Source organism: Aliivibrio salmonicida LFI1238, from assembly GCF_000196495.1.
In the GTDB taxonomy this organism is placed as follows: domain Bacteria; phylum Pseudomonadota; class Gammaproteobacteria; order Enterobacterales; family Vibrionaceae; genus Aliivibrio; species Aliivibrio salmonicida.
The window spans coordinates 2,163,207-2,185,709 of the sequence record NC_011312.1 but is presented as its reverse complement, the minus strand read 5'-3'; the positions used below and the strand labels follow the sequence as shown (position 1 = coordinate 2,185,709).

Below are 22,503 nucleotides of genomic sequence, written 5' to 3'. Positions count from 1 at the left end.
GTGCTGTTATTCCAATTTTATACATTCTATCTGGCAAAAATACCTATTTCTGTTAGTATTTAAACCATATTTTTGTTAATAGCACTCAATTTGATAGGTTTCAAATATCATGATTCGTAAGACACTTTTAGCATCAAGCCTTATGTTTGTTTCTGCAACATCTATGGCTGCAGATAATGACCCAAACAATGCCATTATGAGCAACTTCAGTTATGACTATGTTGAAGCTCGCATTGGTTTTAGCCCATCAACATTTGGTGCAGGCTTTAGTAAATCAATTCACCCAAATGCTCACGCAATTGCAACTATCGATTCTGAATTAGATGGCGATTACGACTTAGCGGCAGGCCTTGGCTTTCATGCTCCAGTAAATAACTGGGCTGACATTACAGGTGAAATGCTTTTACGTGTTGTTGATGATAATCACAACTACAAAAACGATACAGGTATGGAACTAAACCTTGGCGTTCGTCAATGGTTAGGTCCACAGGTAGAAGTCGGCGGAAAAGTAGGTTACCTATCAATTGATGATAAAGATGACACTTTATTCTCAGTTTACGGTCGTTTCCACTCTACCGAGCTATTCTCTATTGGTGCAGAAGGTCGATTCAATGGCTTATATGGCGATCAATTGATGCTTACAGCACGCTTTAAATACTAAATTTTAGTCTCTTGAATAAACAGGCCTAGCTCATTTATTCAAGCATAAAAAAACCTCGTTATTCTTTCTATTTAAAAATAAAGAATAGCGAGGTTTTTTTTATCTCGTTTTTATCAAACCTGTTGTAAGTAGTTAATGATAAGTTTTCGAGAATGAAGATTTCGCCTTTACCATATATCCATATATCCATATGGTATTAAAATGAGTATTTTAACGTCAGTGTCTATATCATAATGAAAGCAGTTAATCCTTTAACAGACAATGAAAAAATAACCCTAAAAGAAGCGATCGCTAATCATCCAAAAAATAGAGTAAGAATACGAGCACATGCGATTATTCTCAGTGATAAAGGCTACTCTATTTTAGCGTTAACTGATATTTTAGACGCTAAATTTGAGACCATATCGTCATGGATAGACCATTGGGAAGCCTGTGGAATGCTCGGATTGTATGACGCTGTTCGTATAGGTAGAAAACCTATTTACACAGAAGCAGAAGTATATCGTTTGAAGTCATTGGTTGATGAAGAGCCACATCAACTTAAACGAGCACAAGCAATACTTGAAGAAGAAACAGGTAAAAAATCCAGCTTAGACACTATTAAACGAAATATAAAAAAAGTGATTACAGTTACAAAAGAGCCCGACACTCATTAAAGTTAAAGCGTGACGATATGAAATTCAATAATTTCAGTAATATATTGAATTCATTGATTGAAATGGAACGTACGAATAAATGTGAACTCTTTTATTTTGATGAGTCAGGCTTTAGTCAGAAATCTAATCTTCCTTATTGTTGGGGACCTATCGGTGTTCAATCGCTAAGGCCTGCTCATTCACACAGCAAACGGCTCAATGTTCTTGGCTTCTTAAGTAGACAAGGTAAATTGAGTTTTCAAACAACGGAAGGAAGAGTAACTACCGATACAGTAATTGATGCATTTGAGCACTTTATCAACGCACGAAAAAACGATAAGCCATGCTTTATTATCTTAGATAATGCCTCTTTTCATAGGTCAGCAAAATTTAAACAAAAATTGCATGAGTGGTTGATGAATGATGTATTAGTTTGTTATCTACCACCGTACTCTCCAGAGCTCAATATCATTGAGATATTGTGGAAGAAAGTAAAATATGAATGGTTACCATGTGAAGCGTTCAAAACGTTTGAAGACCTCAGTATTAACATCAAAAACATATTAAATTATTACGGCGAAAAATTCACAATAACTTTTGCGTGACTACTTAACAACGATTTTTTCATTGGCTCTTCAATAATAGAAAGAAGTAATGCCGGTTGGTTTTCAAACAATTCACTAACTTCAAAATAGTTAACCGTTGCGATGGTCGTTTTCTTCACATGTTTAAAGCGCTCACAGCCTAAAGCTGTAAATCGGGCATCAACATTCCCACCACCGCGAACATATAAACGCCCATCAGTAACAAGTGAAAACATTGCATCTTCTGTAAACAAGCCTACGCCGCCAAACATAGAACGTTTATTGAATTTACCCAGTTTTTTTACAAAGTTAAAAAAGCGCTCTTCCAAATGATTCATTTCAGATCTCCTTGATCTTGAATTACTAACCCCGTCCAGTCAAAAAGTTGACACCAAGCAAGTGCATAATAAACGTACAATCATTGTTGTTCTATAATATTTATAATAAGTTCTGAATTTATAACGTGTTTTCTAATAGTGATCACAAGACTTTCTGTTAGTTTATGAAACGAAACAAGTTATTTTTCAGATTAATGTCACAGTATATTCTCATAATTTTACAAGTTATTACGTTGATGAATGTCACAAGTTACATAACTAGCGTCAATAATCCGTGTCTTATTTCTGATCTCGTAATAACTTTTATAGTCTAAATGTGAGTAAATGCTCTTTTATTCTGTCATTTGTTAGGAAACGATCTCACTTTTTCCTCCTTCATCTTTAGATAACATCAAAATACTGTATGATTTATCTATTATTTAATTATATGAATTAAGAATGAACCATCTATCGTTTTTCTGGCTTTCTCACAATAAAGAAAAGGCGCTGGCCTCTCTAAGAACTGAGTTTAGTCAGTTAGCTGCTGATACTATCGCTTCGGGGAACATCCAACTTCCTCCAATCCCTGATGTCGTACTAAAAATACAAAAGCTATGTACGCTAGAAGGTACCGTAATAAAAGAAGTCTCTGACACACTATTAGAAGACCCAAGCCTTACCGCCATTGTCATTAGAATGGCCAATTCTGTTGTTTTTAATCGACGAAATATCACTTGCACCGATGTACTAACCGCCGTGTCTCGTTTAGGCATTTTCCGAGTACGTGATATTGTTACCGCTCAAGCGATAGAACAACTCAAACACTCCACCGATTTAAGCAAAGAATGTAATTCACTATTAAGAAAAAGTGCGGCTCAATCTCGTGAATTTGCGGCAGTAATGACGATGGTCTGCCAAGAAATCATTAATGAGAGCCAAGATGGAAATTTTTCTTATTTAGAACCAGAAAAAGCATTATTGACGGGATTACTTGCCGATATAGGCCTATTTTGTCTAGTAAACGAATATTACGATTATCTTGAAAAAGGCAATTACCTTGATCTCGATATTGCCATGTACATTTTTAACAAAGAATGTAATGACACTAGCTACCATATTTTAAATCACTGGCAATTTGATGTGGATTTTTTATCGGTAGCAACGAATATAAAGAAAGGAACTAAAACAAATTACTCCATCAATTATTTGGACATTGCCCGTATTGCAAACCATCTATTATTGTTTAGAAATAACGATGACGCGATTAATGAACACGATGTGGAAATTACACTTGAAGGTGCAGAAGCCCTTTATACGTTAAGTAATCTTACAAATATGCAGTTCAAAGACAGAATCAAAGAGACATTAAGAAGCAGTGGCTTGTAATAAATTTACACAATCGATAACATTTGATTGCTCAACTATTTAAGCCTTGATATTCTCAAGGCCTCTTCATGGACTGAGTAAAATTTATTATGCTTTCTGGAATGTTATTTGTATTTTTACCACTATTATTTGGGTATTTAATCCCTTTTCATAAAAAAAAGCCACTTGAGCATATAAATACGGCAACAAGTCACTTAGTTACCATTATTCTTGCTTTAATGGGGCTAAGCTTAGCCGCGTTAGATAATCTCGCTCAGAACCTTAATCAAATTATGATTATCGCCACCACCTTCTTCATTGCTATCAGTGCATGCAATTTGGCGATATTACCGGTAATGGATAAGCTTTTCCCACTAAATTCCGAAGGCAATAAAAACTCACTTCCTCTTTTCAAAATGATTTTAGAATCGGCTAAGTTACTGCTTGCTGTCGCTGGCGGACTTATCGTAGGCCTACTTAGTGGTATCGACTTATCTTGGGTTGAAAATGCCAGTGAACTCATTTTGTTGCTCTTACTTTTTCTGATTGGTATCCAACTGCGTAATAGTGGTTTATCTCTACGCCAAATCTTATTAAATAAACACGGAATGATTATTGCGGCTGTCATTATGGCAACCTCATTAGTTGGCGGAATTATTGCGGCCTTGTTTCTAGATATTCCACTTCAGCATGGGTTAGCAATGGCATCAGGATTTGGTTGGTATTCTCTTGCTGGTATCCTAATGGGGGATGCACTTGGTCCTGTTTATGGTGGTGCTTCTTTTCTTAATGAATTGATGCGCGAACTCGTCGCTTTAATCATGATACCTATATTGATTCATCGTTACCCCTATCGGCTATGCAGGGGCAACCGCAATGGACTTTACTCTACCCGTAATACAAAATTGCGGTGGTATTCGGTGCGTACCAATTGCCATTGTTAGTGGCTTTATTCTTAGCTTATCCGTTCCTTTTCTAATGCTATTTTTTGTTTCTTTATAAGAGTTCAGTGGGAAACATCACACTGTGAGTCGTTTACATTGCAATTCATTACGTGATGCCTACAATCGGCAAAGAATAACTAACCAATAACGATTCATTTTGAAGGATTTATAATGAAAATCGCAGCCCTGATTTTACCGTTAACGTTACTAGCCACCTCTGTACAAGCAGCTGATACGCAATGTTTAAGTGATAAATACAGCCAGTATGTTGATGCTTCATTATCTTGGTACAAAGAACTGATTACGATCACAGTAAAAAAAGATCCTAATTTAGAAAGCGTCGGTAATTGGTTTTTAGAAGGGCGTCAGCATCACTTTGAATTAAATAGAGCTGCGGTTGATTATTACTTGAAAAATGATCCTTCAAAAGTGAAAACAAATCAGTCGATAGAATCATGGCTGCAACTTAATCAAAATGACGTGAAAGTGCTTGCAAGTAGTGATGATGCATTAGGAAAAATAGCGAAAGTAACCTTCGATGATCGCCAAGCTCAGCCTCATAAACAAAATTATGAATTACGTTCTGCATTTGCGGATATTTTAAGTCATCCAAAAGCGATTCAAACACCGCTTAATGAATACAATCAAAAGATCACTAATATCGGTGCGATTACGTGCGAATAAAGTTGTTCAATTTATCAGCCACTATTGTTAATGAACTCATTTTTCGCACAACAATCTAGAAACTGGCACAATTTAAACAAGACATTTTTGTCATTTTGTTCTAAATTGTGCCTTTTAGTCTCCAGCAAAGAGTGTATTTTCTTTGCCTTTCAATCACCAACAGAATAGAACAGATACCATGGTAACAGACAACAAAACGGCAGATGCCAACCTAGAAAGTATGCTGCGAATTTTTACTGTTCCGGAAGCGCCCGATTCGACACTTGGTAAAATAGAACAAGAACTCTCTCAAAATCTAAATCAGTTTTTAAGAGAGCATATTGTTGCCGAAGAAAAGCCATTAACGGAAATTGAAAAAGACTTTACTGACTCGTCAATGCCAGAATATCCAACCTATGTTTCTGAGCATACCGAGCATTTATTAGAGACCGTTGTTTCACAGTCCGTTCATACTTCAGCGCCAAGCTTCATTGGTCACATGACATCCGCATTGCCTTATTTCTTAATGCCACTGTCAAAGATCATGATTGCGTTAAACCAAAACTTGGTGAAAATTGAAACCTCTAAAGCCTTCACTCCATTAGAGCGCCAAGTTTTAGGTATGTTACATCGATTGATCTACGGTCAAGAAAGCGCATTTTATGAACGTTGGATGCACAGTGCTGACCACTCATTAGGCGCTTTTTGTTCTGGCGGGACAATTGCAAACATTACGGCGTTATGGGTAGCACGAAATCGCTTATTACAACCAGAAGGCAATTTTAAAGGAATTGCTCAAGAAGGGTTATTTGCGGCTTTAACGCATTACAAATACAGTGGTTTAGCTATTTTTGTTTCAGAACGTGGTCATTACTCTGTAAAAAAAGCCGCTGATGTACTTGGTATCGGTCAGGATAGCGTTATTCCAGTCAAGACTGATAACAATAATCGCATTTGTCTGCATGATCTTAAGCTAAAGATGGCTCAAGCCAAAGAGAAAAACATTAAGCCATTAGCTATCATCGGCGTTGCAGGTACAACAGAAACTGGCACTATCGATCCATTACGAGCTTTAGCTGAAGTAGCAAAACAAGTAAATTGCCATTTCCACGTTGATGCCGCTTGGGGCGGAGCGACCTTAATGTCGAACCAATACCGTTATTTACTTGATGGCATCGATTTAGCGGATTCAGTCACCATTGATGCACATAAGCAACTTTATGTTCCTATGGGTGCAGGCATGGTCATATTTAAAGACCCAGAATTGATGTCTTCTATTCAACATCATGCCGAGTATATTTTACGAAAAGGTTCAAAAGATTTAGGCAGACACACATTAGAAGGCTCTCGAAGTGGTATGGCAATGCTGCTTTATTCTTGTTTTAATGTAATCAGTCGACCTGGCTATGAATTATTGATCAATCAAAGCATTGAGAAAGCAAAATATTTTGCTGAGATTATTGATCAACAAGACGATTTTGAAGTTATTACTCAGCCTGAGCTTTGTTTATTAACCTATCGATATATTCCAAAGAATGTAACGTTAGCACTTACAAAAGCAAATCCTGAGCAAACCATTGAGATTTATGACCACCTAGATGAACTGACTAAGTTTATTCAAAAAACTCAACGAGAAACCGGGAAATCATTTGTATCTCGAACTCGACTAACACCTGAAGCGTATCAAAATATGCCGACCATCGTATTTCGAGTCGTTTTAGCCAATCCGTTAACCACCAAAGAGATCCTTCACTCTGTATTAATTGAGCAGAGAGAAATCGCACAAAAAAGCGAAATATCACTCCCACAATTGACGAAATTGGCTGATTCTATTTTAAAATAAAGACATTATTGGGTTATATAAGTTGTTTTAATTTTGTAAAACAACTTATGTAACCTGTAATTCATTTCCTTAAACTCTGAAAATAAACCACATAATCAAACTTAATTCCTGCCCTTTCTCCACTTTTAAACAAAATCACTTCCCAAAATGAAAGTTTTTTTAGAGATCTGTCAAACTATTGTTATAAAAAAACAAACTAGCTGACCAATAATTAGAGGCTCTCTCTACAAACGTATATACTTAGGCTATAAAAATAATACTTATATTTTATAATCTTAACCAGAGCATATCGCTTGAGTCTATTCTTGTTAAGGTTATACCCTATTACGCACTGAACGTAGAAGAATACATATGAATACCATTGAAAAAATACAAAATAATCTAGATAACTTTAGTAAATCAGAACGTAAAGTTGCTGAAGTTATAATGGCATCACCACAAACTGCAATTCATTCAAGTATCGCAACCTTAGCTAAAATGGCCGATGTTAGTGAGCCTACGGTTAACCGTTTTTGTCGCCGTCTTGATACTAAAGGGTTTCCTGATTTTAAACTTCACCTTGCTCAAAGTCTGGCAAACGGCACACCTTATGTAAATCGCAATGTTGAAGAACATGATGGACCAGATGCGTATACTCATAAGATTTTTGAATCGACAATGGCATGCCTTGATGTTGCTAAAAACAGTCTTGATCCAATGCAAATTAACCGTGCTGTAGATTTGTTAACTCAAGCAAAGAAAATTTCATTCTTTGGCTTAGGCGCTTCAGCATCCGTTGCTCATGATGCCATGAATAAATTCTTCCGTTTTAACATTCCAATCACTTGCTTTGATGACATTGTAATGCAACGCATGAGCTGTATTAATAGTACAGAAAATGATGTCGTTGTTCTTATTTCTCATACTGGTCGTACAAAGAGCTTGGTAGAAATCGCAGAGCTGGCAAGATCAAATGGTGCAACCGTTATCGCCATTACTGCGAAAGAATCGCCATTAGAAAAAATGTCTTCTCTAGCGATTTGTTTAGACGTTCCTGAAGACACTGACGTTTATATGCCAATGGCCAGCCGTGTAGTGCAAATGACGGTCATTGATGTTCTAGCTACTGGCTTTACACTCCGCCGCGGTGCAGGATTTAGAGATAATTTAAAACGCGTTAAAGAAGCACTTAAAGACTCACGCTTTGAAAAAGAAAACCACTATTAAGTCTTTTTGAATTTACTTCATCTCAATAAAACAAAGCTAATGTAATGATACATTGGCTTTATTATTTCTATAAAATCAATATCCTACTACTTCCCCCCTGCTTAAACCTTACTTTAACGAACCAAACAATTCAATAGGTTTTACCTATTAACCAAAGAGGTAAAACCATCTTTACTTTGTTCATATCAACAGGCATAGTATAGATATTGAGTGCAAGTATTACGCATCTTATTATTAATTTGGAGAAAGCTATGTTTGTTGTTATTTTTGGTCGCCCTGGTTGTCCATTCTGTGTTCGCGCTAAAGAACATGCAGAAACACTAAAAGCAAAACGCGAAGACTTTAACTATCGCTACGTTGATATTCACGCAGAAGGTATTTCAAAAGCAGACCTAGAAAAAACAGTGGGTAAGCCAGTTGATACTGTTCCACAAATTTTTATCGACCAAGATCACATTGGCGGTTGCACAGAATTTGAAGCGTATGCTAAAGAAAACTTAGGTCTTTTTGATTAATCTATAGCCTGTGCCGATGTATTTAAAATCACTGCTCTTTAGCAGTGATTTTTTTTCATTTTATTTATAAATATGGTTATACATTCGCCATTTTTAAGTTAGACTTGCATCACACTTTCCCCTTCCATATTTCAGGCAAAATACAGTGAACATTGATGTTGCGACCTTGTTATCGCAAAACGATATCTTACTTTTATTCGTTGTTCTCGCTCTAGGCTTATTTATAGCTAAAGTTAAAATCGGTAGCTTCCAATTAGGCAGTTCTATCGGTGTTCTTATCACTGCCCTCTTTATGGGTAGTCTCGGATATACCTTCACCGCAGATTCACTCAATATTGGCTTTATGCTATTTATTTTTTGTGTTGGTATTGAGGCTGGTCCAAACTTCTTCGGTATTTTCCTTCGTGATGGTAAGCACTACTTATTACTTGTATTAGTCGTGTTAATTTCAGCAATTTCCCTTAGTTTCTTGACTGGTTATTACTTTAATCTCGATTATGGCCTATCGACAGGAATGATGGCTGGAGCATTAACAGCAACGCCGGTATTGGTTGGTGCAAAAGATGCCTTAAATTCTGGTTTAGCCGTACTCCCTGAAGGTGTTGATTTCAGTAAAGTAATGGATAATCTCAGTGTCGGTTATGCCTTCTCGTATTTGATTGGCTTAACCAGCTTAATTTTATTGGCTCGATTACTACCACAATTGCAGAAGCAAAACCTACAAGACAGTGCGATGCAAATAGCTCAAGAACGTGGGATCGGTAGCGCAGGACAAAGAAAAGTCTATTTACCAATCATTCGAGCATATCGTGTAGGCCAAGAGCTTATTGACTGGACTGATGGAAAAAACTTACGTGAACTTGGCATCCACCGTCAAACTGGTTGTCATATCGAGCGTATTCGTCGTAACGGTATTCTGGCGAATCCAGATGGTGATTATATCCTACAACAAGGAGATGAAATTGCGCTTGTGGGTTACCCTGATAGCCATGCTCGTCTTGATTCAAGCTTTAGAAACGGTAAAGAAGTATTTGACCGTAACTTGCTTGATTTACGTATTGCCGAGGAAGAGATTGTTGTAAAAAATGACAACATCGCAGGCAAACGTTTATCCGAATTAAACTTATCTGAATATGGCTGCTTCTTGAACCGTGTAGTACGAGCTCAAATTGAAATGCCAATTGAACACGATATTGTTTTAGCGAAAGGAGACATCCTTCAAGTCAGTGGCGAGAAAAGCAAGGTTCACCATATTGCGGATAAAATTGGTTTCATCTCAATCCACAGTCAGGTATCCGATTTATTAGCTTTCTGTAGCTTCTTTATTCTTGGCATTATGTTTGGCATGATCACGATGAGCTTTGGCCAAGTAACCTTTGGACTAGGCAACGCAGTCGGCTTATTGATCTCAGGCATCACCTTAGGCTTTTTAAGAGCCAACCACCCAACCTTTGGTTACGTGCCTCAAGGCGCACTTAATATGACCAAAAACCTAGGGCTTTTAGTCTTTATGGTAGGAATTGGACTGAGTGCCGGTGGCAACATTATTGAATATTTCTCGGAAGATGGTCTTAAAGTATTAGCCGCTGCACTTATTGTAAGTGTGATTCCGGTGATCCTTGCTTATCTTGTTGGTGCTTATATTTTAAAAATGAACCGTGCACTATTAATCGGAGCGATTATTGGCGCTCGAACTTGTGGTCCTGCGATGGATGTAGTGAATGAACATGCCCGCAGTACGATTCCTGCACTTGGTTATGCTGGTACTTATGCTATTGCCAATATCTTAATGACCGTTGCTGGTACTATTATGATTTTGTTAGCCTAAATTAGCTTATCTTTCATTTGCTTCTGCTTTAAATGAGAAGTAATAAAAAACCCCAGAATGATAATTCACTCTGGGGTTTTATTTTGTCTTCTATTTACTAATGGTAACAAGCAAGAATGATAAAATGCTTATTGGCGTTAGTATTAGATATCAGCTACATCAAACTCAACAAGAGGGTTTACGTCAACGTCGTAATCAACACCATCAACGCCAAAACCAAACAGTTTTAAGAACTCTTCTTTGTACTCAACATAATCGGTTAAGTCCTTTAGGTTCTCAGTTGTCACTTGAGGCCATAACTCACGGCAATGCTTCTGGATATCTTCACGAAGTTCCCAGTCATCTAAACGCAGACGGTTTTGATCATCCACTTCAGGTGCTGAACCATCTTCTCTGTATAAACGTTGGCTGAACATACGTAGGATTTGCTCTTGGCATCCTTCATGAACACCCTCTTCACGCATCTTCTTAAATACCATAGCGATATAAAGAGGCATAACAGGAATCGCAGAACTTGCTTGAGTTACTACCGACTTAAGGACTGCTACGTTTGCAGTACCGCCAGTTGCAGATAGTTTCTCGTTTAGCGTTGTCGCTGCACGATCTAAATCCATCTTAGCTTTACCTAACGCGCCATCCCAATAGATAGGCCATGTTAGCTCAGTACCGATGTAGCTGTAAGCAACGGTCTTACAACCATCAGCCAGAACGCCCGCATCAGATAATGCGCTCATCCATAATTCCCAATCTTCACCGCCCATGACGGTAATAGTGTCTTGGATCTCTTGCTCTGTTGCTGGTTCTACAGACGCTTCAATAATTGCATCTTTATTTGTATCAACCGCTGTTGCTGTATACGTATTACCAATTGGCTTGAGTGAAGAACGAATCACCTCACCTGTTTCTGGCATTTTACGTACAGGTGATGCAAGAGAGTAAACCACCATATCAATCTGACCTAAGTCTTCTTTGATTAGATCGATGGTTTTTTGTTTTGCTTCATCAGAGAAAGCATCACCATTCAGACTTTTAGAATAAAGGCCTTCTTCTTTTGCAAACTTATCGAACGCAGCTGAGTTATACCAGCCTGCAGTGCCTGTTTTTTTCTCTGTCGCTGCTTTTTCAAAGAAAACACCGATAGTTGACGCACCGCCACCAAATGCTGCAGTGATGCGAGAAGAAAGACCATAGCCACTTGAAGAACCAACAACCAATACACGTTTTGGTGCATTAGCAATTGGGCCTTGTGCTTTAGTCAGGGCAATTTGTTCTTTCACGTTGTGCTCACAACCAACAGGGTGAGTGGTTGTACAAATGAATCCACGAATTCTAGGTTTGATGATCATGTTCAACTTTCCTTTTAATAATTACCTTCTAGGATAAAAGGTTCTTATCCAGTTCGCATCCCATTTATGACAATTTTTGTCAAAATAGTGAGTGGTTGGATGTGTGAGATTACTTTTAAAGTAAAAAAATGGAATTATCTTCACTTTTTATGAACTATCTAAAAAAAGTGAAGTCTGATGTTATGTTCATAATTCCACTGCTTTTTCTTGATATATTCAAGTAACCCGTTATCTCGCTAATTCTTTAGCATGTAGGTAGCGGGTTTTTCTTTATATGCTAAAAAATATCGATAAAAAAATTATATTTAAATTAAATTGAACTAACAGGTTAATGCCCAGTCTGAATATATACCCGTTGATGATACGTTAAGAAATTTAGCAGGCCGCCAGATTTAATATCATCAGCTACATAGCTTTTTCATAATTCCTTATATTCCCTTTGCCCAATCTATTTGTTTGGGCTTTTTTTTGCCTGTTATTTAGGAAAAGCGAATTTTCATTTAAAAAAATACCCCGCCTAAGCGATAATGCCGATCATTTAAGGTAAATATGATCGGTTGACCGATCCTTTTTAGATGTCAAAATCCAAGTGTATTTTATGCACTTGGATTTTTTTATGGATGTTTCTCAAGCTCTAAACATAATCAATGACTGGAAACCTAGCAACGTAGAGACTCTCGCTGATTTACTTCCAATCCATCTGATTGATGAGGCTTATTCTCTCACTGATACGGTGACGATGAGGAAGCGAAAGCTTACTCTTGAATCAATGGTATGGTTACTTGTTGGTATGGCTATCTATAACAATAAATCCATGAAGGATTTAGTTAATCAGCTTGATATTGTAGACCGTACAGGTAAAGCTTTTGTCGCTCCTAGTGCCCTTACTCAGCGCCGAAAAAATCTAGGTGAAGCAGCAATGAAAGCAGTCTTTGAGCGAATGACAAGTTCCTGGCTTAAGAGTGCTAATCTTCCTAAATGGAATGGACTAACTCTCTTAGGCGTTGATGGTGTTGTATGGAGAGCACCTGATAACCAGAAAAATGAAGAGGCTTTTTCTCGCCAAAAAGGAACTCAATATCCACAGGTAAGAATGGTTTGCCAAATGGAGCTAAGCAGTCATCTTATTACAGCGAGCGCTTTCGATAATTACAATACAAATGAAATGATATTGGCAGAGAAGTTAATAGATAGTACACCTGACCATAGCGTAACTATGTTCGATAAGGGGTTCTATTCATTAGGATTACTACATAAATGGCAGATGACAGGCTCAGAGCGTCACTGGCTTATTCCCCTTAAAAAAAATACTCAATATGAAATAATTCGATCGCTAGGTCGTAATGACAAACTTGTTATTCTTCGGAGTAACCCAAGAGCAAGAAAACTGTTTTCTAATTTACCTGAAACGATGACTGCTCGTCTCGTGACTCGAAAAATTAAAGGAAAAGATTATCAAGTTCTGACGTCAATGATTGACCCATTACGTTACCCATTGAAAGATATAGTCGGTCTTTATGAGCATCGTTGGGAAATAGAATTGGGTTACCGAGAGCAGAAACAATACATGTTAGGAAATCGCTTAACACTACGAAGCCGTCTGCCTGAATTAGTGAAACAAGAACTATGGGGTATCTTGTTGACTTATAATTTAATTCGCTACCAAATGGTAGAGCTTTGCTTTAATTTAAAAGGAAATTATCTCCCTTATCAATTGAGTTTTAATGGGACACTTGCTCATGTATCTGCATTATTAGTTGGTTTACCATACTCAACGCCAGGAGCGATCCCTCGACAATTAAAAGGCTTCCACCAGATGGCTGAAAGCTTAATACTTGATAGGCGAAGGGAAAGAACATTCCCTCGAATGGTAAAACCAAGACCTCAACGATATGCCAGAAACAAGAATGCCATTCACCCTTAAGTGAACGGCATTACCGCCTAAGCGAGGTATTTTATGCATTCATTTAAACTAAATTTCTTATGCTGCTTTTTTAGGTAGGCTAATGTGCAGTAAAATATAACCAACAACTGCCGCTAGGGTTGATCCCATTAAGATGCCTAATCGAGCTAATTTATCAAATTCAGGGTTCGCACCACCAAATGCCAGTGATGAGATAAAGATCGACATTGTAAAACCGATACCACAAAGAACTGAAACCGCGAATATGTGCTTCATGTTAACTCCAGCAGGCAACTTAGCAATACCTGATTTCACAGCAACATAACTAAAGCTAAAGATACCTAATGGCTTACCTAAGAACAGACCTAACGCGACACCCAGTGGCAGTGTTGTCGTCAAGCTATCTAATGACACACCATCTAATGAAATACCTGCGTTCGCGAATGCAAACAACGGTAAAATACCAAAAGCAACATATGGATGAAGTGCATGTTCCATGTGTTTTAGAGGTGAACGCTCGCCTTTTTTACCTTTTAAAGGAATAGCAAAGCCTAATACCACACCCGCTAACGTCGCATGAACTCCAGATTGTAAAACACTAACCCACAGAATAAAGCCAACTAATAAATACCAACGTATTTTAGATACATGCTTTGAATTTAGTAGGAATAAAATCCCCGTCATTACAAAGCCAATCACAAGTGCTAATACTGATAAATCACTGGTATAGAAGAAAGCAATAATTACAACAACACCGAGGTCATCGATGATTGCAAGTGCCAGTAAAAAGACTTTTAAGCTTACAGGTACTCGGTTACCAAGTAATGCCATGATACCTAAAGCAAAAGCAATATCAGTGGCAGCAGGAATAGCCCAACCAGATAACGCTTCTGGATCACCCATATTAAACGCAACATAAACCAATGCAGGAGCAAGCATGCCACCAACAGCAGCAATTGCAGGGAAGATAGCCGTTTCTTTTGATTTAAGAGCGCCTTCAAGAAGTTCTCTTTTAACTTCAAGACCTATCAATAAGAAGAAAACAGCCATTAGACCATCATTGATCCAATGTGACACCGACATGCCACCAAGATAAGTATGTAAAAATGTATCGTACATTGGCGCAAAAGAAGAGTTTGCAATAATCATCGCAATTGCAGCTGCAATCACTAAAAGAATCCCACCTGCAGATTCTAATTTGAAAAAATTCTTAATAACATCACTCATGAGATGCCCTTTTTATAATTATAGTTTATTGAAAAACGAATAGTGAAAGTCTACCCGTTGCTTAATATCAATAATAATCGCTTGTTCAGAGCATAAACATCGGAAAAACCGAAGTATTCACGCTTATACAAAGTATTAGCCGTATTATTTATTCAATTAATAACCGGTTAATTGCATAAATCCGGTCACTTCGTGAGAACCGGATGTCGTAATCGGTCCTTGCCAATAAGGTATTAACGTATTTAACCATTGTTCATCCCTGACTACTTGAGTCGTTAAATTTATATCGTATTTAGGAATATTAATTATCCATTGTAAAGGTAACTTACGTCCATCCTTCAATTGTCTTGCAGGTAACGTTTGGAAGCTAATCTCATTAGACGTTAAAGGAACATGGCTACCATTTTTGTATAATAACGAACCATAACGGTAAGGTTCTTGGCCTTGATGACGGTATTGAATAACCAGTAACTTACTGTCTTTATTTAAATTAATAATAAACCAATCCCAACCTTGTTGGTTTTCATCCAATAAACCACTTCCCCATTCATGCTCAAGTATGCCTTTTCCAACAAATGAATAGACTTTATTATCAAGCGTTACATTACCTCGCACCGCAAGAAATGGGGCCATATATTCATAAGACGCAATCGGCATTAAATCGTGTTTTTTAGAATACCCTTGTTCGCCAAGCGGAATAACAGGTCCTTCCTGATTAATCGATAATTTAATTGAAAAATCTTTAGCGCCCGCAGTGACAACAGCGGGAAATGGCGTTCGACCTAAGCTTCGCCACTGCCAATCATCAATCCACACTCGATAAGGCCGCTGACTGATGCCTGCTTGCCCTATTCCACCTCTTGCGACTCTCTCTCCTACCCATTTACCATCTTCAGTCGTCACTACGACTTTAGCGATATACAGTTTAGGATCTAACCAGCCTTTCGTCTCTCTATCATCGCTTGATATACGAAAAATCGTCCATTGAATTCCGATGGTATCACCCGTGCTGCTAATACCATTGACTGTCATCATCCATTGTTCATGCTGAAAATTAGGGTGCTCTCGGTAATCTTTTGGGAAAGCTAAAGGATACCCAGGCAAAACAGGGTTAAAATACGCATTATTTGACTCGGCAAAAATCGTATTAATTTCATTCTTACCTCCTTCATCCACTTCATGCCAATTTATGTAATAAGCAGCAGAAAAAGAAAATACAACGATAAGAATAAACAGTGACACCTTTAGGCTGGTTTTTTTCTCTTTATTCATCGCCATTATAAAGACTCTCTTAAAGACGTAATCGCTTGTCGTCTAGTCACTCGCCATACCGTTGCCGAACCTGCAACCGTTAGAGCAAGCAAAGCCCATCCAAAAGTAGCTAAATATTCCATAGGGAAATAATTAATTTCCATCGTCCAACCAAATGCATATTTCATTACGATATCAATGAGTAATTGAGATAAGAGAATGCCAAGAGGCAACGCAATTAAAATCGTCAACAATCCAATAGCCAATAATTGCAATCCACCGAGCATAATGAGTTCTTTGCCTGAAAGGCCCAAGCAACGTAACAACGCCGTTTGCCGCTGACGAGAGGTTTCCCCGACTAAAGTAGCAAAAAACAGACCAAACACAGCAATAACTAACGTTAAATTACCTAAGGTTCCCGTTACGATAAAAGTCCGATCAAACACCTTCATCGCTTGTGTTTGAATATTGTTATTATCAACGACTTGTTCGACTGGTAATCTGTATTTTTTAAGCACTCGGCCAATCAATTGAGTTCGTTTGCTTTCATCAGTAAGCACAACACCAATACCGGTGGTTCCTTGCCCACCAAAGGCCTTTAGCCAAGCATTGTGCGTAAGCATTAACTGGTTGTACTGATTTCCATAATCATAATAAACCCCAGATATTTGCCAATTGTCACCAACCGGAGCCGGTAGATCCAAGTAATCTCCCGGTTTTAAATCCCATTTCAGAGCCATTGATTCACTAATCAGCAAACTGCGAGAGTGGTGTAATGAATCCCAATATTCAGGAATGGCCACTTTCATGGTTAATGCATTTTTCTCACCAGGCGATGAACCTGTACTTAAAATCTCTAAATTGCCATACTCGGTCTGATAATCAATTTTCCATTGACGCCATACTTCTTCAACTTCTGGTTGTTTCTCTAGCCAATAAGTAATTCGACTCGCAGAAGCCTTACTCGGTTGTATATAAATATCGGCAGCTAAGCGTTGTTCAAGCCAATCGTTAGTCGTTGCCCTAAAGCTACCCACCATCGTTTCAACACCAATATTAGACGCAAGGGCTAACATAAATGCCATCGCAGCGACGCCTCGATAACTTAAACTTGCAGACGAATCGGCAAAAAACCATCGCGCTTTAGGCGACGGTAATTTGTAAGAAAGCCAATCAAATAATTTTAAAATAATAAATGGAGTCAATAATCCAACCCCCACCATTAAGAAACCAATAAGAATAAATCCATACTCATGGCTATGAGGCAATAAATGAATTAAATACGCTGCAACACAAAATACGCAGGCAATAATGGCCTGAACTTCAAATTCTTTCCCTGCAAAACGAACCAATGATAAACGAGCAGTTAATCGAATAGGTTCGATACTAAGCAAGCGGTATAACGGCCAACCACACGCTAAAATACAGCCAAGAATCGCCATCCATAAGCTTTGATAACTCCAGCTCCAACTCCACGTAATTAGCAAATCAACATCCGCGTTGTAGAGTGAATATAAGCTATTAGAAACCGTAGGCATTAACTCATTAGCAAGCAATACCCCAAAGAAATTACCGCTTAACCAACCAATAAGTACCCACAACATCACCTCGGCACTCATCGCAAATATCAACTCTTTTGTTGATACGCCAATTTGTCTTAATGTTCCAACTAAAGGCTGACGTTGAATAAAAGAAAGCGACATTGCTTGGTAAAAAATAAATAAACCAACAACAAAAGAAAGCATACCCATCGCAAATAGGTTGGTATGAAATGCTTTTGTTAATGCGGTTAAACCAGATTCTTTATGTGTATCGAGCTGCAACCCTCTTGGTAGCATTCGTTCTAATCTATCGGCTTCTTTTTCGGACATTTCACCGCACAGTAAAACATCAAAACCTGCCTTATGACCCAGCATTCGAGTTAATGAAATATCAGAAAAAAGTCGAGATCCAGAAAGTCGATTAAATTTATCAACGATGACAGGACCAAGATTAGCTTGATTTTCAAGTTCAATATAATCGCCATCACTTAAGCTAAAATAAGACGCTAAAGGTTGGCTAATAAGAACAGGAAACGGCGGACGCATTAACGACAACAAATTCTCATTGCTTGCTACGCTATTTTTTGAAATCTGCATTAATGCGACAGGATCAATACCAACCAACGAGATATCAATATCATTGGTTGTTTCTAAATGCTGAGTTTGAACCGGCATACAGGAGGTGTAGCCCGCTCGACGTAAATTAATATAGAACGCTTGAGGAATCGTGATGTTTTCTTGAATAGAGCGAATACGATTAGGAAAAGGATTAGAAAAGAGTTTCTCGCCTTCGCTATAGCTTATCTTTGCATGGTGATTAATGGCTAATACACCCACAAGAAGCGATACGCCAAGTGTTAAACCAAGCCATACTAAAAATATTTGTAATGGGTGGCGACGGTAGTGCCCTAAAAGTGCCCTAACTACCGGAAATGACATCTAATTTTCCTCCTTGCAGTTTAATAAGCCCATCCATATGATTCGCTACTTTTTCACTGTGAGTAACCAATAATAAAGTGCAATGAAGATCACGAGAAAGACGAGTAAGCAATCGCATTACTGCTTCGGCATTTTTTTCATCTAAACTGCCCGTAGGTTCATCGGCAAGTAATAACTTTGGTTCCATATACAATGCACGAGCGATCGCGGCTCGCTGTTGCTGTCCACCAGAGACTTCTTCAGGGTATCGACCTAAAAGCGGCATTAAATCTAACGCTGAGATAATTTGACGCCACAAAGCATCATCATCACGCAGCCCTTTTAATTGACGACAAAAACGAATATTATCCGCAACGCTTAAGGTAGGAAGAAGATTAAATTGCTGAAAAATAAGCCCTATATTATTGCGTCGATAAGACGTTCTAGCGCTTTGTTTTGGAGAGTGCATTGAAAAGCCAGCAATATCGATCTCGCCACTGTCAGCGCTATCAAGTCCGGCAATCAAATTTAGAAGGGTACTTTTGCCCGAGCCACTTTCGCCCATTAAAGCAATTTGAGCGCCTTGCTCGATTGTTAACTCTGCTCCTTGAAGAATTGGATGAAATTCACCACCATCCACATACCCTTTATTCAGGTTTGTCAGCTTTAACATGTACCCTCTCAGAAGATTATTTGTGATATCCGTAACAGAATTTACAGCAAAACCCTTCTTTCATAAAGCCTTTTGTATATCTACTTCATATATAAAGAAAAAATCTATATTTCATTACGCATCCACCAAATTTCTAATCCATTTTTTCGATCTCATTCGATGGATAGATCCAAACCATTTTACAATTTCTTCAACCACAAATAACGCATAAACGTATTCAGGGGCTAATCCTAAGAATAATGCACCAATAGTCGCAACGGGGATCCCTATCAACCACTGAGAAACAATGTCTTGGTAAAGGCAAAACTTAACATCACCACCCGCACGTAAAATGCCAACAATAGCTGTTAATGGCACACTGCGGATCACAATAATCACAGCTAAAATCGCCATGAACTTTTCAGCAATCATTCTTGTTTCGTCACTTAACGCAGGAAACATATCCAAAATCTGATGTTGAAATAGCATCACAAATAAAGCAATAACAACACTGGTGGCCACACTTAATGCAAGCACTCCCCACCCTTGGTAATACACGGCTTCATATTTCTTAGCACCCAGTTGATTACCAATAAGCACAGAGGCAGCACCTGCTGCACCAATAAGAAAACTCAACGCAATAGATTCAATTGGAGAAATCACAGACAATGCCGCTAAGCCCTGAACACCAGATTGCCCCATAATCGCGTGGTAAGTAAAAATACCCGCCGCCCAAACTAAAAAATTAAACGTAGTCGGTAAGGAAAGTGATAAAAACTTAGCTATCTTAGGCCAATTAATCACCGCTTTAATGTCATCAAAACCAAAACTTAATAAATGCGATTTACGGTAAAGGTAACCATACAAAAATACGATTTCAATAACACCACTGATCAATGTTGCCCAAGCCGCACCTTTAATGCCCATTGCTGGAGCACCTAAATGACCAAAAATAAGTACCCAGTTAAAAAAGACATTAGCAACAATACCAATACCACTAAAAAAAGTACTCACACCCGGTTGATGGATCGATCGTAAACCTACCGCCATACTGCTGCCGCATGACACTACGTACATCGTCAGTGCCGTGATCAATAAGTAATCCGCACCTAAATCAATCACCTCTTGAGAATCGGTCGCTAATGACATGATTTGATGAGGCATAAATAAAAACAAAGCGACGGCAATAGTAGCCATTGCCATGCTCACCATCCAAGTCAGAGCCGTACTTTGTCGAACGCCTTCTCTATTTTGTGCCCCCCAATACTGAGCCGTTAACAACGCGCCCCCCGTGGTCACGCCAACCAACATTATCGTTGTTACAAACGTAGCACGGCTGGCTACGCCAACGGCAGCAATCTCAGCTTCACCTAATTGACCCAGCATCAATACGTCCACTAAGCCTCGACTAGAGAACATAATATTTTGCAGAGCAATAGGTATTGCAATAAGAATTAAACGCTTAAGGAAATCACCGCGAGTATGTGCGATAACATTAGAAAGGAAGACAGACATACAGAACCTCAGATAAACAACAAATTAACTATTTGCACTGCATAAGATCCATTAGGTATATGCCTACAAATTGTACTAGAATCAGAAAGTAAATAATATTTATATTCATTAGGTTAAGGAGTAATCTTGAATAAAGAAAACACCATCATGATCGTCGGTGCTTCAGGCTATATAGGATCACAATTGATCCCATTATTATTGCAGCAAGGTCATAGCCTGTGCTCGTAATATTGATTACTTGACTGACAGAGTATCTGAACACCCTAATTTGCATTGCCATTATCTTGATCTAGAAGACACCAACGCAATTCAACCACTCATCGATCAATGTGATATCGCTTACTTCTTAGTTCATGGCATGTCACACGGCCATGACTTTATTGATTACGAAGTGTCTCTTGCTGAAAACTTTAAAACGGCAGCCGAAAAATCAACACTCTCTCGTATTATTTATCTTAGTGCATTACAGCCAGAAGGTTATCAATCTCAGCATTTACTCGCTCGAAAAAAAACGGGGGAATTACTACGTTCAACAGGCATTCCTACCATCGAAATAAATTCAGGGATCATTATTGGTACAGGTTCAGCCGCCTTCGAAATAATGACGGATTTTGTTAACCACTTCCCGTTATTAATTTGCCCTATTTGGATTAACTCTCAAGCAAACCCTATCGCGATTGATAATCTCAATTACTACCTTATTCAGTGTATTGATTTTCCATTAACTCACTCAATTACCTTAGAAGCTGGTGGACCTGAAACCGTTAGCTATCACGATTTATTTCATCTCATTGCTAAACGTAATCATCGTTCAATTAAAATAATTCCGACTCGCTTTATTAGCCCTGGCTTTGCTGGACTATGGCTAGGTATGGTGACTTCTGTGCCTTCGGATTTAGGAAGAGCATTGCTTGATGGTATTGATCACGATCTCATTGCCGACAATACCGCGATACAGAAAATCTTCCCTCAACCTTTATTGTCTTTATCTGATGCCGTAAACAAGGCTCAAGAGACAAATGATGAAACCATTCAAACCGAAATATGGGGGTTTGATCCTAGTGCATTAAAACGCTGGAAGTCTGATTATGGTTTTTACCCAAAACAAGCCGGGGCAAGTTTTACGACCACCGCAACAGCAAAACAGCTTTGGCGTGTTATCGCTCGTCTTGGTAGTAAAGAAGGGTATTTCTTTGCTAATGCATTATGGCGAACCAGAGAATGGTTAGACCCATTACTTGGTGGCTCTTTCCCTGTGAGAAGAAGACCCGAATCAGGGAGCGTACAATTAGGTGATTATATTGATTCATGGAAAGTCATCCGCTGCGAAGAAAACAAGTTTCTTTCACTGCTTTTTGGTATGACGGCACCAGGACTTGGCCGCCTAGAGTTTTCAATCAAAGACATTGATGAACACCATCGTCAACTTGACGTCCGTGCATGGTGGCACCCAAAAGGGTTTTGGGGATTAATGTACTGGTTCGCTATGTTCCCAGCTCATCTATTTATTTTTAAAGGAATGGTAAAAGCCATTTGTAAAAAAGCAGAAAAAGAAGAGTAAACAAACAACCACAAAATAAAAAAGCGCA

General features: G+C 38.4%; 16 protein-coding genes and 2 pseudogenes. 11 read left to right on the top strand and 7 right to left on the bottom strand.

From position 1 onward, the window contains the following. Positions 1 to 109: 109 nt before the first annotated feature. A complete protein-coding gene (locus tag VSAL_RS10730) occupies positions 110 to 661 on the top strand; it encodes a hypothetical protein (protein ID WP_012550582.1) in 552 nt (183 codons plus the stop codon). A 233-nt stretch (positions 662 to 894) separates the two neighbouring features. Then, positions 895 to 1,901, top strand: a protein-coding gene (locus VSAL_RS22850) for an IS630-like element ISVsa8 family transposase (RefSeq protein ID WP_085941784.1) whose coding sequence is annotated in 2 segments (ribosomal slippage) — positions 895 to 1,273 and positions 1,273 to 1,901 — 1,008 coding nt in all. Because the reading frame shifts where the segments join, the coding sequence is not laid out codon by codon here. Here VSAL_RS22850 and VSAL_RS10715 read toward each other — a convergent pair. Then, positions 1,868 to 2,218, bottom strand: coding sequence for a TfoX/Sxy family protein (locus tag VSAL_RS10715; protein WP_269447607.1), 351 nt, complete (start codon positions 2,216 to 2,218; stop codon positions 1,868 to 1,870). The genes VSAL_RS22850 and VSAL_RS10715 overlap by 34 nt on opposite strands. A gap of 438 nt (positions 2,219 to 2,656) precedes the next feature. Here VSAL_RS10715 and VSAL_RS10710 point away from each other — a divergent pair, with 438 nt between their 5' ends. From VSAL_RS10710 to VSAL_RS10680, 7 genes and pseudogenes are all read left to right on the top strand, one after another. Then, on the top strand, positions 2,657 to 3,583 hold the full coding sequence (locus tag VSAL_RS10710; protein ID WP_012550581.1) for an HDOD domain-containing protein: 927 nt from the start codon (positions 2,657 to 2,659) through the stop codon (positions 3,581 to 3,583). 89 nt (positions 3,584 to 3,672) lie between these two features. After that, positions 3,673 to 4,564 (top strand): annotated as a pseudogene (locus tag VSAL_RS10705) (lysine exporter LysO family protein). Between the two features lie 113 nt (positions 4,565 to 4,677). Further along, positions 4,678 to 5,190: a hypothetical protein gene (locus VSAL_RS10700; RefSeq protein ID WP_012550579.1), complete on the top strand. Its 513-nt coding sequence runs from the start codon at positions 4,678 to 4,680 to the stop codon at positions 5,188 to 5,190. Between the two features lie 178 nt (positions 5,191 to 5,368). Further along, positions 5,369 to 7,012 carry a pyridoxal-dependent aspartate 1-decarboxylase PanP gene (gene panP, locus VSAL_RS10695; protein ID WP_012550578.1) on the top strand — a complete coding sequence of 548 codons (1,644 nt, stop codon included), beginning with the start codon at positions 5,369 to 5,371 and terminating at the stop codon, positions 7,010 to 7,012. Positions 7,013 to 7,363: 351 nt separating this feature from the next. Next, a complete protein-coding gene (locus VSAL_RS10690) occupies positions 7,364 to 8,218 on the top strand; it encodes a MurR/RpiR family transcriptional regulator (RefSeq protein WP_012550577.1) in 855 nt (284 codons plus the stop codon). A gap of 251 nt (positions 8,219 to 8,469) precedes the next feature. After that, entirely contained in the window at positions 8,470 to 8,733 is a 264-nt protein-coding gene (locus VSAL_RS10685) for a GrxA family glutaredoxin (RefSeq protein WP_012550576.1), read from the top strand. Positions 8,734 to 8,878: 145 nt separating this feature from the next. After that, positions 8,879 to 10,561 (top strand): aspartate:alanine antiporter, encoded by a 1,683-nt coding sequence (locus VSAL_RS10680; RefSeq protein WP_012550575.1) that lies wholly within the window; start codon positions 8,879 to 8,881, stop codon positions 10,559 to 10,561. A 143-nt stretch (positions 10,562 to 10,704) separates the two neighbouring features. Here VSAL_RS10680 and fabV read toward each other — a convergent pair whose 3' ends face one another. After that, positions 10,705 to 11,907, bottom strand: a complete 1,203-nt coding sequence (gene fabV / locus VSAL_RS10675; RefSeq protein ID WP_012550574.1) for an enoyl-ACP reductase FabV — start codon at positions 11,905 to 11,907, stop codon at positions 10,705 to 10,707. A 616-nt stretch (positions 11,908 to 12,523) separates the two neighbouring features. Here fabV and VSAL_RS10670 point away from each other — a divergent pair. Then, positions 12,524 to 13,831: an IS4 family transposase gene (locus VSAL_RS10670; protein WP_012549425.1), complete on the top strand. Its 1,308-nt coding sequence runs from the start codon at positions 12,524 to 12,526 to the stop codon at positions 13,829 to 13,831. 57 nt (positions 13,832 to 13,888) lie between these two features. Here VSAL_RS10670 and nhaA read toward each other — a convergent pair whose 3' ends face one another. The 5 genes from nhaA to VSAL_RS10645 all read right to left on the bottom strand — a co-directional run bounded on the left by nhaA (position 13,889) and on the right by VSAL_RS10645 (position 20,914). Continuing rightward, a complete protein-coding gene (nhaA, locus tag VSAL_RS10665) occupies positions 13,889 to 15,037 on the bottom strand; it encodes a Na+/H+ antiporter NhaA (RefSeq protein WP_012550573.1) in 1,149 nt (382 codons plus the stop codon). Between the two features lie 156 nt (positions 15,038 to 15,193). Further along, complete coding sequence (locus VSAL_RS10660) at positions 15,194 to 16,315, bottom strand: lipocalin-like domain-containing protein (RefSeq protein ID WP_012550572.1); 1,122 nt, start codon at positions 16,313 to 16,315, stop codon at positions 15,194 to 15,196. Then, on the bottom strand, positions 16,315 to 18,768 hold the full coding sequence (locus VSAL_RS10655) for an ABC transporter permease (RefSeq protein ID WP_012550571.1): 2,454 nt from the start codon (positions 18,766 to 18,768) through the stop codon (positions 16,315 to 16,317). Before VSAL_RS10655 ends, VSAL_RS10660 begins: the two co-directional genes overlap by 1 nt. Continuing rightward, positions 18,749 to 19,420, bottom strand: a complete 672-nt coding sequence (locus VSAL_RS10650; protein WP_012550570.1) for an ABC transporter ATP-binding protein — start codon at positions 19,418 to 19,420, stop codon at positions 18,749 to 18,751. The genes VSAL_RS10655 and VSAL_RS10650 overlap by 20 nt, the downstream gene beginning before the upstream one ends. Before the next feature lie 114 nt (positions 19,421 to 19,534). Then, the gene (locus tag VSAL_RS10645) at positions 19,535 to 20,914 is read right to left on the bottom strand and encodes an MATE family efflux transporter (RefSeq protein WP_012550569.1); all 1,380 of its coding nucleotides are present in this window, start codon (positions 20,912 to 20,914) and stop codon (positions 19,535 to 19,537) included. 147 nt (positions 20,915 to 21,061) lie between these two features. On the opposite strand from VSAL_RS10645, the pseudogene VSAL_RS10640 reads away from it, so the two are divergent. Beyond that, positions 21,062 to 22,475, top strand: a pseudogene (locus tag VSAL_RS10640) (DUF2867 domain-containing protein). Positions 22,476 to 22,503: the final 28 nt, after the last annotated feature.

Coding starts and splice junctions, on each gene's coding strand:
- VSAL_RS10730 (WP_012550582.1), top strand. CDS start 110: ATGATTCGTAAGACACTTTTAGCATCAAGCCTTATGTTTGTTTCTGCA.
- VSAL_RS10715 (WP_269447607.1), bottom strand. CDS start 2,218: ATGAATCATTTGGAAGAGCGCTTTTTTAACTTTGTAAAAAAACTGGGT.
- VSAL_RS10710 (WP_012550581.1), top strand. CDS start 2,657: ATGAACCATCTATCGTTTTTCTGGCTTTCTCACAATAAAGAAAAGGCG.
- VSAL_RS10700 (WP_012550579.1), top strand. CDS start 4,678: ATGAAAATCGCAGCCCTGATTTTACCGTTAACGTTACTAGCCACCTCT.
- panP (WP_012550578.1), top strand. CDS start 5,369: ATGGTAACAGACAACAAAACGGCAGATGCCAACCTAGAAAGTATGCTG.
- VSAL_RS10690 (WP_012550577.1), top strand. CDS start 7,364: ATGAATACCATTGAAAAAATACAAAATAATCTAGATAACTTTAGTAAA.
- VSAL_RS10685 (WP_012550576.1), top strand. CDS start 8,470: ATGTTTGTTGTTATTTTTGGTCGCCCTGGTTGTCCATTCTGTGTTCGC.
- fabV (WP_012550574.1), bottom strand. CDS start 11,907: ATGATCATCAAACCTAGAATTCGTGGATTCATTTGTACAACCACTCAC.
- VSAL_RS10670 (WP_012549425.1), top strand. CDS start 12,524: ATGGATGTTTCTCAAGCTCTAAACATAATCAATGACTGGAAACCTAGC.
- nhaA (WP_012550573.1), bottom strand. CDS start 15,037: ATGAGTGATGTTATTAAGAATTTTTTCAAATTAGAATCTGCAGGTGGG.
- VSAL_RS10660 (WP_012550572.1), bottom strand. CDS start 16,315: ATGGCGATGAATAAAGAGAAAAAAACCAGCCTAAAGGTGTCACTGTTT.
- VSAL_RS10655 (WP_012550571.1), bottom strand. CDS start 18,768: ATGTCATTTCCGGTAGTTAGGGCACTTTTAGGGCACTACCGTCGCCAC.
- VSAL_RS10650 (WP_012550570.1), bottom strand. CDS start 19,420: ATGTTAAAGCTGACAAACCTGAATAAAGGGTATGTGGATGGTGGTGAA.
- VSAL_RS10645 (WP_012550569.1), bottom strand. CDS start 20,914: ATGTCTGTCTTCCTTTCTAATGTTATCGCACATACTCGCGGTGATTTC.